The following is a 13,647-nucleotide window of genomic DNA, read 5'->3' on the forward strand; positions in this document are numbered from 1 at the left end:
TCCTGACTTGAGGCCACAGCACTGTGGCCTGTTTGTTAACGGGCGCTGCATGCTGCGCCCCTAAACATCGTCCACAAGTGCAAGTCAGCCATGAAGGCAAACCCACCTCAAGTGCAAATCAGCCACAAATAGAAAAGGCGCGGAATTCCGCGCCTTGGCTTAGGTGGTTAATCAACGCTATTACAGTTTCGGACCCGAGCTGACCAGTGCAGCACCTGCCGGGGTATCGGTGTATTTGTCGAAGTTGGTGATAAAGCGGTTCGCCAGATCGTGCGCCTTCTCTTCCCACTGTTCTATGTTGGCATAGGTGGCACGTGGGTCGAGGATGGCGGGATCAACGCCTGGTAGGGCGGTTGGCATCGACAGATCGAAGATTGGCAGCGTGATGGTTTCTGCCTTATCGATTTCACCGTTGAGGATGGCGTCGATAATGCCGCGGGTGTCTTTGATCGAAATACGCTTACCGGTGCCGTTCCAGCCGGTATTCACCAGGTAAGCCTGGGCTCCGGCTGCCTGCATGCGCTTGACCAGCACTTCGGCATACTGGGTTGGGTGCAGTGACAGGAATGCCGCGCCAAAGCAGGCAGAGAAGGTTGGCGTTGGCTCGGTAACGCCACGCTCGGTACCGGCCAGCTTGGCGGTGAAACCGGACAGGAAGTGGTACTGGGTCTGGTTGGCCGTCAGGCGTGATACCGGCGGCAGTACGCCGAAGGCGTCCGCAGTCAGGAAGATCACCTTGGTAGCGTGGCCCGCTTTGGATACCGGCTTGACGATGTTGTGGATGTGATAGATCGGATAGGAAACACGGGTATTCTCGGTTTTCGATCCGTCGTTGAAGTCCACGGTACCGTCGGCCAATACGGTGACGTTTTCCAGCAGCGCATCACGCTTGATGGCGTGATAGATATCTGGCTCGGCTTCTTCCGATAGCTTGATGGTCTTGGCGTAGCAGCCGCCTTCGAAGTTGAAGACGCCATCGTCATCCCAGCCGTGTTCGTCATCGCCAATCAATTGGCGTTTCGGATCGGTGGACAGGGTGGTTTTACCGGTGCCGGACAGGCCGAAGAATACCGCCACGTCGCCTTTCTCGCCCACGTTGGCCGAGCAGTGCATGGAGGCAATGCCTTTAAGCGGCAGCAGGTAGTTCATGATGGAGAACATACCCTTTTTCATTTCGCCGCCGTACCAGGTGCCGCCGATCAGCTGCATACGCTCGGTCAGGTTGAATGCCACGAAGTTTTCCGAGTTCATTCCCTGCTGCTGCCAGTTCGGGTTGGTGCACTTGGCGCCGTTCATCACCACGAAATCAGGCTCAAAGCCCTGTAGTTCTTCGTCGCTCGGGCGGATAAACATGTTTTTGACGAAATGCGCTTGCCAGGCCACTTCTGTGATAAAGCGGACTTTCAGGCGGGAGTCTGCGTTAGCACCGCAGAAGGTATCGACCACGAACAGGCGCTTGCCGGAAAGCTGCTCGGTGACCAGTTTTTTCAGATCTGCCCAGACTTCAGGGCTGAGGGGTTTGTTATCGTTCTTGCCTTTACCTTGATCGGCCCACCAGACGGTGTCCCGGGTGATATCGTCACGAACGATGTACTTATCTTTTGGCGAACGGCCGGTGAAGATGCCGGTATCGACGGCAACGGCACCCAGATTGGTTACTACACCACGTTCAAACCCTTGCAGTGAAGGGTCTGTTTCTTCCTTAAACAGTAATTCATAACTCGGATTGTGAACGATTTCACCAACGTTATGAATTCCATAAGCGGCAAGATCCTGGTGGGTTATACCATTAACACGCATGTCACTACTCCTTGATCACAGAATTTCTGGCGACAATTGTAGGGATCCATGGAGATGTAACCGCGATAGGTATCAAATATTTAACGTATTAAACGTTTTTTAGTTACGTTATGAGATGTAGACCACGGAATAAAGCAAGCGTGCAAACGGCGGGGGCTGACGTGCGTCACAACTCGACGCACGTCACACCGCGGTTTTGCTTAATGCAGTTGGGTGCTGCTGTCGGCATTGCCGTTGTGAAGGGCTGCGATGTCTAACGCATCGAATACATAATGATTACCACAGTAATCACAGTGCATATCGATGTTGCCGTCCTGTTCCAGCATGTCGGCCACTTCTTCCGTTGGCAGCGTGATCAAGGCATCGGCACAGCGCTGGCGTGAACAGGTGCAGCGGAAGATCACGTCCTGGGGTTCGTACAGTGTGACCTCTTCCTGATGATAGAGGCGATACAGCACTTCGTTAGCTGGCAGGGTGAACAGCTCGTGATCCTTGATGGTGGCGGTCAGCTGTACCAGATGGTCGAAATCATCGGCATTGCCATCCTGCGCTGGCAGCACCTGCAACAGCATGCCAGCGGCCGCTGGTTTACCTTCGGCTTCGCCGGTGCGGATAAACAGGCGCGTTGGCAACTGTTCGGACTGGCGGAAATATCCTTCCAGACACTGGGCCAGCGTTTCGCCTTCCAGACCCACCACGCCCTGATAGCGTTCACCTTCAGACGGGCTGATGGTGATCACCATAATGCCGTTACCCAGCATCTGGTGCAGGGTGCTGTCGGTCACAATCTCGCCTTCGAAGCGGGCTACACCACGCATTTCTTGGCGATTGTTGCCGTTGATCACCGCCAGTTTCAGCGGGCCGTCACCTTGCACCTGAACGGTAATGTCACCGTCGAACTTCAGCGTGGCGGTCAGCAGACTGGTGGCTACCAGCAACTCGCCCAGCAGTTTTTGTACCGGTGCCGGATAATCATGGTTGGTCAGGATGTGCTGATAGGTTTCGCTGACGGTAACCAGCTCACCGCGCACCGCGTAGTTTTCGAACAGGTAACGGTGCAATTGGTCATGGTTGGACATAGTTTTCTCTCAGTGAGGCGAGGGATTATTCCTGCTCGCCAAATTTAAATTTAATCAAATCGCGCCGCTCTTTCTTGTCCGGACGACGATCCGGATGCGGCATGGTCAGCGCATTCATCTTGCGTGCCAGCGCCACTTTTTCGCGATTGGCAATGCTGGCCTCGGTTTCCTGATACATCAGCTGCGCCTCATCGGCTCCACGCCGTTGGCTATTGATGGCCAGCACGATGACAGTGCGTTCGTCATTGCCCTGACGCAGCTTGATTTCGGCTTTGATTTCAACGGCTTTACTCGGCTTGCCGCGCTGCCCGTTGTAGTGCACCTTGCCGCCGTCGATCATGTCGCGGGCGAGTGCGCGGGTTTTGTAAAATCGGGCGGCCCACAGCCATTTATCCAGGCGGACGGCCTCCTCCGGTGTTGCTTTGGCTTTCATTGCTCCCTCCTTTCCAACGCCGGTATCAACTGGCGGTAGTCGCTCATCGACGGATAACGCTGGAAAGTTTTGCTCGCCATACTGGAATCCGGGTTTTGCACACCAAGACAGTAGCGGATACCAAACTTGCGGGCGGCATCCAGGATCGGTTCACCATCATCCACGAACAGCGTGCGCTGCGGGTCAAAGCCGGTTTGCTGCTGAACGGCCTGCCACAGACGCTGATCTTCCTTCGGATAACCAAATGTGTGGGTGGAAAGTAATAAATCAAGGTGTCGATCCAAACCGGTGTGCTCAACCTTCACCGCCAGACTGTGTGGATGCGCGTTGGTGAGCAGGATAGTGCGTTGCCCGGCATCGCGTAACGCCTGCAAAAACGGCTGGGTATCTTCACGCAGCCGAGCGCGGTTACCGACTTCGCTGGTCATTTGGTAGATATCCAGCCCAAGGCGTTCGCTCCAGTAATCAAAGCAATACCAGTTCATGGTGTGTTGCACGGCCAGGTATTCCTGATGAATGATGTTGCTGGCGTCGTCGAAGGGAATGGCCCGTTGCTCACTCAACGCCTGCGGTACCAGCGTTAGCCAAAAATGGCTGTCGAATTCAAGATCCAGCAGGGTGCCGTCCATATCCAGCAGTACGGTATCAATATCGTGCCAGTCAAACTCAGGAACCATGTACCAACTCCATAGGCGGGATAGCGGTATCCCGCGGATGATAAAAAACATACAGCCTAGTATAGGCGGATGGCAGGGCGGAGGCTACGCCATCGGGCGTATGGATATCGGGGTGAGCTGCGGGTTGAAGCAGTTGTCGTAATAGCGCTGGATATCGGCGAGGCGATGTTGGTTTTTGCGCCAGCGTTGTACCAGCCGCCAGGAGTTGTAACCCAGCACGACGACCAACACCAGCAACAGCAGGCTGGTGCCAAGATAGCGCCACAGGGTCACGATATCCGGTTCACTATGCAGAGCGATATGCCGAGTGCCGTTGGCATCGACAAAGATATTGGTGATCACCCCGTTTGCCCGGAACGGCGTATGTAGCAGCATGCTGCTAAGACGCTGTAGTTCATTCCATTGGTCGAGTGAGTTGTATTCGTTCAGCGGCTGCGTGGGCAAGGGGTAATCCACCAACTGCTTGCCTTCGTCACTGGTGATCAAAAAGCCGCCCGGCGGTGGACTGTTGAGGGCCGCAGCGGCCTGACGGGTTTCCCGCACCACAAAGGCAGAGGTAGCCGCGTTGCTCAGGTTCTCCAGCGATTCAGCACTGACCGGCCGCAGCAGAACGTTGACGCCTTCCAGCGCCCCGGACTTGGCCCGTTTCACCAGATTGGCCCAGTTCTTGACGTTACCCAGATTGACCAATGCGTTCTTCAAACGCACACAGTCGGCCTCCGTGCCGCACAGATCCTGCGTTTTCAATACGATATCTGCAAAGTCATCCAGCAGGATCATGCCTGACTTTTCAATGGCACTGGCCAACTGCGGGTTCACTTTCTGCTCGGCACCGCTTGGGTGCAGTTGCCGGTTGATGGTGGCCATCAGCGCAGCCGCTTTATCGATCACTTCCGATTCGGGCTGTGGCAGCGGGGTAGCCGTATTCCAGTAGATCCCCGAACAATCGAAAGGCATAAAGCTCGGCGCAGTGGCGCTGTTGTTGCCCGAAGGAACGTAGCACATGCCGTTGCCCTGAATTTTCAGCCTATCGCCGATATGCAGTGGAATGGCCTCCAGTGCCTGAACGCTGGTGACTTCCGTTTTCTGCGTGCCCTGTAACCACGCGGTGCTCAATTTAGCGGGCAGGCTGAGTGGAATGTAGATTAACAGTAACAACAGCACCACGAGCGAACTGGCCGCTAATACGGCGTTCTTGCCCCACTGCTGCAAGGGGAAGTTCTTCACTTCGTCATGCAGGGAAAGATAGTGCCCCTGGCGCACCACCTGCCGGTTGAGGTAGATATCCACATTGGTGGTTTTACCCAGGTCCGCATTCAGGTAAGGCAGCCAGTGCGGGGGATAGATCAAATCGATAATGCCAAAAGAGATATTACTGATTTGCCCCTGATTGGACTCACCGAATAACCCCCAGCGCTTTGGCGTGCCGCGCAGACAGTGCACCTCTTTCAGCTCTTTTTCGCTCGGGCGGCGCAACAGATGCCAGCAGCCCCAGACGATCATTAGCACCGCCACCAGAATGATCCAGGGGATCACTACCACTGGACTGATCAGGCTGAGGAATAGCAGCAGTAGGGCAGCAGAGATGAGGGCAGCTTCCTTGATGCCGTTCGGCCGGTTAAGCTCATGTTCCTCGCGGGTTTCCTTGCGAATGTTAACCAGCTCAATATGTTCGCTCTCTTCTTTGCGGATGGAGGCGTTCCTTGTCGGGGCTGCAGTCACTACTGGCGAAGGTGGGCTGTCGTAAATATGATCCAGCAGCGAATGGCCGTTGAGAGAGATCACCAGCGGCAGCGTCTGGGTCTTGATCACTTCGACATGGTTATCGGCGCTGATGTACTGCTCCCAGAACGGAGGCAGATGGATTTCTTCCGAGTCGAGATAGTAGCGCCAGTTGTTGGGTTCATCGCTGGCCAGACCATAGCGGGTGATGGCATGGGTGATCGGGTAAACGTTATCGCTCTGTGCGGTCAACGCCAGCCTGGCAGAAGGCAGGGAAGCGGAACCTGACAGCAGTTTGTTGCCCAGGCGGTTCTGTTGATTGAGGTAATACTCGATAGCTGCCCGCTCTGGTGCGGTCAGTTTGCGGCGGGTAGGTTTGACGAACGGCAGGATACCTGCCAAGGCTGGCTGGGGGCGGAATTTAAACCACAAGTAAAGGCCAGCAGCGATCAGGCAGGCTAGCGCTAAGGCCAATATCAACGCTATTGTGCTCATGCTATTCTCGTCCCACACCCATGAAACCGCCAATCTTACGCAAAGCCAGACATTATACGGAGTTAACCGCCCAGAGATAGAATGACCCACCGTTTAGTTGTTATCCGGCTCTCATTCATGGCTATCGTTAGGCATTTACCGTACGATTTTTTAACCTGCACGAGCATAGCAATCCTCATGGTGTGCGGATATCAGGATTATCCTATTTGCCTACCTGTTTTTTTATCCACCAGGATAGCTGCTGGTCAGGTTTGTTAAAAAAAAGTAAATTACAGGCTAAGCTCGTTGCGAAAATGGTTCCCATTAACGCACAATGTGATCAAGATCGAATTTAGCCAGTGGTTGACCCTTTTTGCTGTCTGCCACAACGCGCATATTATTATCCTGGTTACCTGCCTGAGAGTACTGAGTATTCAGTGTATTAGGCGGTTAACCTATTTGAGGCCATCATGGATAAACAGCTGCAAAAACCTAAAATTCTGAAAGTAGAAACGGTCGCGCGCTCGCGTTTATTTAACGTTGAGTCGGTCGATCTGGAGTTCAGTAACGGTGTGCGGCGGGTCTATGAGCGTATGCGCCCTTCGGAACGCGAAGCGGTGATGATTGTGCCGGTGATAGGGGATGATTTGCTGCTGATCCGTGAATATGCGGTGGGCACCGAATCCTATGAGCTGGGCTTCCCCAAAGGGCTGATCGATCCTGGTGAAGGGGTGTTGGAAGCCGCTAACCGCGAACTGATGGAAGAAGTCGGCTTTGGGGCCGGGCGCTTTGATTTCCTCAGCAAACTGACGATGGCACCTTCCTATTTTTCCAGCCAGATGAATATCGTGCTGGCACACGACCTTTATGCGCAAAGCCTGGAGGGGGATGAGCCAGAGCCGTTACCCCAGGTGCGTTGGCCGATAGCCAACATGATGGCACTGCTGGCGGAACCGGACTTTCGTGAGGCGCGCAATGTCAGCGCATTGTTCCTGGCAGAGGCATTCCTGCGCGGTTCGCGCTAACCCCCCATCGATTCCACCGCTGACAAACCCTCATCGGACTCAGAACATGCCGTGCCCGCCGGTCAAGATAAAAAAATGGCCAGATTGCTCTGGCCATTGTCGTTTTTAGAACAGCTCGTGGCTTTCGCCACCAGGGTCTGTCAAGGTGGTTCCGGCATCATGTACCGAGAACTCCGTGGGTTGAGTGCCTTCGATAAAGTACTCGGAACGGCTACCTCCACCCCCGTTGGACAGCTTGCCGGTGCTCTTGTCGATGGTTACGCTGACAATCCCCGGTGGTGGCGTGACTTTCTGCTCTGGCAGGCCTTCCAGCGCCACCTTCATAAAATCATCCCAAGCCGGTTGAGCACTTTTCGCCCCACCTTCACCACCGGAAATCTGATCCGGGATGGCACCCGAAGCGGAGGCACGGCCAAGATTGCGGCGGTGATCGTCGAAACCGATCCACACCGATGTCACTGTTTCTGGGCCGTAGCCGGAGAACCAGGCATCTTTCGAACTGTTGGTGGTACCGGTTTTGCCGCCGATATCATGGCGTTTAAGATCGCGGCCTGCGCGCCAGCCGGTGCCCATCCAGCCCGGCTCACCGAAGATATTGGTGTTCAACGCATCACGGATCAGGAACGACAGCGGGGTGCTGATCACGTGTGGTGCATACTGCTGGTCGTTATCCTGCTGCATCTGTGCCGGGGTTACCTGCTCAAGCTGTGGCATCGGGACGTTGGCATTGTTGCCTTCCTGCGATACCGCCACGTTCTCGACGTTATCGTCGGAAAGCATGGCTGAACGATGCGTATCGCCGTAGATCACCGGCAGGTTGCAGCTATCGCAAACCACTTTCGGTTTGGCCTCGAATATCGCTTTACCCGTATCGTCTTCGATCTTGGTGATGAAGTACGGGTCAACCAGATAGCCACCGTTGGCCAATACGGCATAGCCGCGTGCCACCTGTAGCGGGGTGAACGAAGCTGAACCGAGCGCCAGCGATTCCGAATGTACGATGTTTTGCGCCGGGAAACCAAAGCGTTGCAGATATTCAGCGGCATAGTCCACGCCCATGGCGCGCATTGCCCGCACCATCACCACGTTCTTCGATTGGCCCAGGCCTTGGCGTAGTCGGATAGGACCGTCGTAAGTAGGTGGCGAGTTTTTCGGCCGCCAGTCGGTACCGGCACCGGCATCCCAACGGGTGATCGGCAGATCGTTGAGGATGGTGGCCAGCGTCAGGCCCTTATCCATTGCCGCGGTATACAGGAACGGCTTGATGTTGGAACCCACCTGGCGCAGCGCCTGGGTCGCACGGTTGAACTTGCTCTGGTTGAAATCGAAGCCGCCGACCAACGCCTTGATAGCGCCAGTATTAGGATCGAGCGACACCAGTGCCGAGTTCACGTCCGGCACCTGTGACAGCCACCAGTTGTCGTTAACTTTACGCACCCAGATCTGTTGGCCCGGCTGCACCACGTCGGTGACGCGCTTCGGCGTAGGACCTTGCACCGTGTCGCTCTTGAACGCACGTGCCCAGCGCATGCCAGACATCGGGAGCGCAATGCGGCTGCCATCGGCCAGCATGGCGGTAGCCTGTTCGGCATCCGCCTGCAGGATCACTGCAGGAGACAGCGGGCCGTAGTTCGGCAGGTTCTTGAGGGAATCGACAATCTGTTTCTGATCCCAGGCCGGTTCACCCACTTTCCACAGCACGTTTGACGGGCCGCGATAGCCGTGGCGCATGTCGTAGTTGAGGATGTTGTTACGCACCGCCTCCTGCGCACCTTGTTGCAGCCGCTTGGTGATGGTGGTGTACACCTTGTAACCGTCGGTATAGGCGTTTTCACCGTAACGCTTGATCATCTCCTGACGCACCAGCTCTGAAAGATAAGGGGCGGAGAAGCTGATTTCCGGCGCATGGTAATTGGCTACCAAAGGTTCACTGCGGGCCTGATCGTACTGCGCCTGCGTGATGTAGCGCTCATCCAGCATCCGCGATAGCACCACGTTACGACGCGCTACGGAGCGATCGTGGGAATATAGCGGGTTAAAGGTGGAAGGTGCTTTGGGCAACCCGGCAATGGTAGCCATTTCGCTCAGCGTCAGTTGGCTGACATCCTTACCAAAATAGACGTGCGCGGCAGCACCCACGCCATAAGCGCGGTAACCCAGATAGATTTTGTTCAGATACAGCTCAAGAATTTCATCCTTGGTCAGCATCTGTTCAATGCGGATCGCCAGGAAGGCTTCCTTGATTTTGCGCATCAAGGTGCGTTCCGGGCTCAGGAAGAAGTTTCTGGCCAACTGCTGGGTGATGGTACTGGCCCCCTGCGAAGCGTGGCCGGAAACCAGCGCGACCGATGCAGCACGGAAGATACCAACGGGATCGACCCCGTGATGATCATAGAAACGGCTGTCCTCCGTGGCGATGAAGGCATGCACCATCACTGGTGGAATTTGGTCCAGCTTGAGGGGTATACGGCGTTTTTCACCATATTGGGCGATCAGTTCGCCCTCCGCGCTGTAAACCTGCATCGGGATTTGTAGCCGCACGTCTTTCAGCGTTGCGACATCGGGCAGCTGTGGCTCGACATATTTGTACAAGCCAAAAATCGAGGCTGCTCCCAGCACGATGCAAAACACTGCAAGGATTAAAAGATACTTTACGAACTTCACCTGAGATTTCCCATTTCATGTCAATTGGGCAGTTTATAAACAACCGCGCGGTAGTATAAAGGCAAGCCTGCAACATGGATATGTTCTTTTGTTATCTGAGGGTACGGAGGTGGGGTGAAATATGTTTTCTCAAACGTGGCAAGTGGGGTTGGATATCCAGGATCACTGCATCAGAGCGCTGGCTGCGCAGCGTCGGCGTAACGGTTGGCAATTGCGCCATTGGTGGCAACAGGCATTGCCCTACCCGGCGCTGCGGGCGGGGCATTTAGAGAGTTCTGCAATGTTGGTGACGGTACTCAAGCAGTGGCGTAGCCGGTTACCAAGACATATTTCCTTACGCATTGCTTTACCCGCACAGCGGGTTTTACAGCAGACGTTGCCCCTGCCAGACCTGCGCTTACAGGAGCCGGTTCGCCATGACTACATCACCACCCAGGGCCTGAAACAGTTCCCGTTAGACAGCCAGACGTTGGTAATGGATTACCGCCAGGCGCAGCCCAATACCCATCAGTTGCTGCTCACCGCGGCCCGCCAGCAGGAGCTGCGACAATGGCTGCAATGCCTGCAACTGGCGGATCTGCATCCCCAGGTGATCGATATCGCACCGAATGCGCTAAGCATGATGGCCGCATTTGCTGGCTTGGCTCCTGATGCCGGGCTGCTGCATCGCCTGGAGTCGGAATGGCTATGGGTAGCACCGCAAGCGATGCCCTTTGCTTATGGCGTCTTGCCTGCGGGGGAAGCCGTCGGCGTCAAGCAGGCGTTGGCAGCACTGCGTTCAGCTTGCCCAGCCATGGGGGCTAAAGAGGTGTATTACAGCAGCGTGCTGGACGAGGCCGCGCCAGAAGGCACCATGCCCTGGTCACCGTTCACGGCTTTCAGCCGCTTATACCCGCCGCTACCTGCTCAGCCGATGGCGTTTGCTCTGGCTGGCGGGTTGGCTCTGCGCCGCGAGGATACCTGATGTATCAGGTCAATCTGTTGCCCTGGCGCCTCAGATGGCAGCGGCAACGCTACACCTTCTGGTTACGCTGCTTCGTTGCTCAATTGCTGTTGATGCTGGCTATGCTCACGGCGGTCTACTTTTTGCTGTTCTACCAACAGGCCAGGCAACATTCGATATTACAGGGCTTAACGCAGCAACACACTGAGCTGACAGGGCGTATTCAGCAGACGCAGCAAAAGATGGCCGAATTGACCCGTTTGGCCGCAGAAAGTGCCCGTTACCAGCACAATCGTGCGCAGAACCTGCGTTACCTGTCGTTATTGCAGCAGCTCTCGGTAACGCTGCCTGAAACCCTGTGGCTCACGGATTTTGAAGAGAACGCCAAGGGGATCTTGCTGCGGGGGCAAGGTGGGGCGTATGAGGAGATTGTCACCTTTGAGCGGCGGTTGGCCGGGCTACCTTTGTTGCAGGGCTGTCGTCTGGTTGAAGTCACGCAACGCAAGGAGGGAGGGTTGGCGTTCACTCTAACGGCACGCTGGGGGCAAGATGGATAAGCCCCTGCCAGACTGGCTGCTCCCCTGGCTCGCCCGGCCTGGTTGGCAACTGCTGGCGGCTCAATGGCTGGTATTAGCCGGGGCTGGGCTGTTGGCCGGCAGTGGGCCGATCTCGGGGGAATGGCAGCGGTGGGAAAGGCTGGATGAGCAGCGTCAGCAGTTGGAACACCAGATTGCAGAGCGTCAGCAGCAACTTAGCCGGCTACCGCCGCTAGCAGAGCTTGAACAGCGGTTGGGGCAGCAGGTGTTGATCGTGCCTGATGAGCCGGGGGACTTGGGGACTCAGCTCTATCAGCTTGGGGGGCGGCTGCTACGTTTCCAGCAGCAGGGGAAACCAGCTCAGCAAAAGCTATGGTTACAGCTAGATTTCGGGGGCTTGCTGCGCTTGTTGGAGGCGCTGCCATCCACCCGCAGGATTGGGCAAATGAAGGTCGAGAGGCAGCCCGAAGGGTTAACCACTCAACTGACTCTGATTAGCTTAGAAGAGGCGGTGGATGAATAAGGCGTGGTGGTTTTGGCTGTTGTTCTCGGCCCCGCTGTGGGCTGAGCAGTATCGCGATCCGTTCCAGCCACCGCTAACGGCGGCCTGCGCCGATCCTGCCATTTCCCCGGAGGGCTGGCGGCTGAAAGGGGTTATTGGCACGCCGGATTTGCGCTATGGCTGGGTGGTCACCTCGCAGGGGCAGTGGTTGGGGTTATTGCCCCGGCAGCGGGTGCTGGATGGGGATTGGCAAGTGATGCAGATCCAGCCCCGGCAGCTTGAACTCGTCGCGCAGGATAGGGCGGAAGCCTGTCGGCCACACACGGGCAGTGTGGTGCTCACGTTGGGAAAGAAAACGTAAGGAAAAGCGATGAAAGGATATCAGTGGCTTTTGGTGGGATGGCTGGCTCTCCCTTTGGCGGTGATGGCAGGCGTGCAGCAGGAAAAGCCGGTGTCGCTGGCATTCCATGATACCCCGGTCAGCCTGATTTTACAGGCGCTGGCGGAGTATCAAGACTTGAACCTGGTCGCAGCCGAGGGTGTCGATACCAATCTGACACTGCGTTTGGACAATGTTCCCTGGCAGCAGGCGTTGGCAGTGGTGTTACGCATGGGCAAGCTGACGATGACGCTGGAGGGCAATGTGATGATGGTTTTCCCACAGCCGGATGAGCAGGAGCTGCTTCGTCGGCAGCGGGCGTTGGCGCAGCAGGAGCCGCTGCACAACCTGACGATCACGCTGCAAAACGCGGAGGCCAGTGAGATAGCGCAGAGCCTGGATAGCCAACGCGGCAAATTATTGACCGAGCGTGGCAGCGTCGTGGTGGATAAACGCAGCAACGCGTTGTTGCTGCGTGACACCGCTCAGGCGCTGGCCCAGTTGAAAACCTGGGTGGCAGAGATGGATACCCCGCTGGAACAGGTGCAGCTGGCTGCCCATATTGTCACCATCAGCAGCGAGAATTTGCGGGAGCTTGGCGTAAGGTGGGGGTTGGCAGCAGAAGAAAGGCCAGCCAAAACGTTGCGGATAGACAATTTCAGCGTTGGCCTGCCGGTAGAAAACAGCGCCATAACGGCCGGTTTCCACCTGGCACGCATCAGCGGGCGCATCCTGGATCTGGAGCTGTCGGCGCTGGAGCAGGAAAATCAGGTGGAGATTATCGCCAGCCCGCGCCTGCTCACCGCACATCTGCAAACCGCCAGTATTAAACAGGGCACGGAAATCCCCTACGAGGTGTCGAGCGGCTCCAGCGGTGCCACCTCAATCGAGTTCAAGGACGCGGTGCTGGGCATGGAGGTCACGCCCAAGATTTTACCCAATGGCCGCATCACCCTGGCGTTACAGATCAGCCAGAATATGCCCGGGCGTTCGATCAAACAGGGCGAAGGAGAGGCGCTGGCGATCGACAAGCAGGAGATTAAAACCCAGGTGACGGTGAAAGATGGTGAAACCATTGTCTTAGGGGGCATTTTTCAGCGTCAGCGTAACCAGGCGACCGATAAAGTCCCTGGCGTGGGCGATATCCCGTTGCTGGGATCGCTGTTCAAACACAGCAATCAACAGCATAAAAGGCGCGAGTTGGTGATTTTCATCACGCCCACACTGGTTAAAGTCTAAATTGTCTCGATGGTGATGTTTGGTGCAGTGATGACGCCAAGGCCAAATGAGGGAAACCGACGAAAGTTAGCGTTAATCTGCCAAATCGCGACATCCCGTTACTTTTTCAGATAAACTCCAAGCGGAGATCTCGCTGCAATGCTCGGTTCATGAGGTCTTAGTCCAAAATCCTAG

12 protein-coding genes are annotated in these 13,647 nt (G+C 56.0%); 6 read left to right on the forward strand and 6 right to left on the reverse strand.

Annotated features, from left to right (window positions below; all coding sequences use genetic code 11):
- Positions 1-180: 180 nt before the first annotated feature.
- The 5 genes from pckA to ACKWMY_RS10940 all read right to left on the reverse strand — a co-directional run bounded on the left by pckA (position 181) and on the right by ACKWMY_RS10940 (position 6,206).
- Positions 181-1,800 carry a phosphoenolpyruvate carboxykinase (ATP) gene (gene pckA / locus ACKWMY_RS10920; RefSeq protein WP_021807458.1) on the reverse strand — a complete coding sequence of 540 codons (1,620 nt, stop codon included), beginning with the start codon at positions 1,798-1,800 and terminating at the stop codon, positions 181-183.
- Between the two features lie 200 nt (positions 1,801-2,000).
- Entirely contained in the window at positions 2,001-2,879 is an 879-nt protein-coding gene (hslO, locus tag ACKWMY_RS10925; RefSeq protein WP_409486286.1) for an Hsp33 family molecular chaperone HslO, read from the reverse strand.
- Positions 2,880-2,904: 25 nt separating this feature from the next.
- Complete coding sequence (gene hslR / locus ACKWMY_RS10930) at positions 2,905-3,312, reverse strand: ribosome-associated heat shock protein Hsp15 (RefSeq protein WP_409486287.1); 408 nt, start codon at positions 3,310-3,312, stop codon at positions 2,905-2,907.
- The gene (yrfG, locus tag ACKWMY_RS10935) at positions 3,309-3,989 is read right to left on the reverse strand and encodes a GMP/IMP nucleotidase (protein WP_024527576.1); all 681 of its coding nucleotides are present in this window, start codon (positions 3,987-3,989) and stop codon (positions 3,309-3,311) included. Before yrfG ends, hslR begins: the two co-directional genes overlap by 4 nt.
- Positions 3,990-4,073: 84 nt before the next feature.
- Positions 4,074-6,206: an intracellular growth attenuator family protein gene (locus ACKWMY_RS10940; RefSeq protein WP_409486288.1), complete on the reverse strand. Its 2,133-nt coding sequence runs from the start codon at positions 6,204-6,206 to the stop codon at positions 4,074-4,076.
- 449 nt (positions 6,207-6,655) lie between these two features.
- On the opposite strand from ACKWMY_RS10940, the gene nudE reads away from it, so the two are divergent.
- Positions 6,656-7,210, forward strand: coding sequence for an ADP compounds hydrolase NudE (gene nudE, locus ACKWMY_RS10945; RefSeq protein WP_021807462.1), 555 nt, complete (start codon positions 6,656-6,658; stop codon positions 7,208-7,210).
- A 105-nt stretch (positions 7,211-7,315) separates the two neighbouring features.
- Here nudE and mrcA read toward each other — a convergent pair whose 3' ends face one another.
- On the reverse strand, positions 7,316-9,874 hold the full coding sequence (mrcA, locus tag ACKWMY_RS10950) for a peptidoglycan glycosyltransferase/peptidoglycan DD-transpeptidase MrcA (RefSeq protein ID WP_024527574.1): 2,559 nt from the start codon (positions 9,872-9,874) through the stop codon (positions 7,316-7,318).
- A gap of 121 nt (positions 9,875-9,995) precedes the next feature.
- Between mrcA and pilM the strand changes: the two genes are divergently transcribed.
- From pilM to hofQ, 5 genes are read left to right on the forward strand one after another with little or no spacing between them, the layout of a single operon-like run.
- Positions 9,996-10,838 (forward strand): type IV pilus biogenesis protein PilM, encoded by an 843-nt coding sequence (pilM, locus tag ACKWMY_RS10955; protein ID WP_409486289.1) that lies wholly within the window; start codon positions 9,996-9,998, stop codon positions 10,836-10,838.
- Positions 10,838-11,374, forward strand: a complete 537-nt coding sequence (locus tag ACKWMY_RS10960; protein ID WP_211135828.1) for a PilN domain-containing protein — start codon at positions 10,838-10,840, stop codon at positions 11,372-11,374. The genes pilM and ACKWMY_RS10960 overlap by 1 nt, the downstream gene beginning before the upstream one ends.
- A complete protein-coding gene (locus ACKWMY_RS10965) occupies positions 11,367-11,876 on the forward strand; it encodes a hypothetical protein (protein WP_308872120.1) in 510 nt (169 codons plus the stop codon). Before ACKWMY_RS10960 ends, ACKWMY_RS10965 begins: the two co-directional genes overlap by 8 nt.
- On the forward strand, positions 11,869-12,216 hold the full coding sequence (locus tag ACKWMY_RS10970; protein ID WP_024527570.1) for a DNA utilization family protein: 348 nt from the start codon (positions 11,869-11,871) through the stop codon (positions 12,214-12,216). Before ACKWMY_RS10965 ends, ACKWMY_RS10970 begins: the two co-directional genes overlap by 8 nt.
- Positions 12,217-12,225: 9 nt before the next feature.
- Positions 12,226-13,473 (forward strand): DNA uptake porin HofQ, encoded by a 1,248-nt coding sequence (gene hofQ, locus ACKWMY_RS10975; RefSeq protein WP_409486290.1) that lies wholly within the window; start codon positions 12,226-12,228, stop codon positions 13,471-13,473.
- Positions 13,474-13,647 lie beyond the last annotated feature (174 nt).

It is taken from the genome of Serratia sp. J2 (genome assembly GCF_046269175.1).
In the GTDB taxonomy this organism is placed as follows: Bacteria; Pseudomonadota; Gammaproteobacteria; order Enterobacterales; family Enterobacteriaceae; genus Chania; species Chania fonticola_C.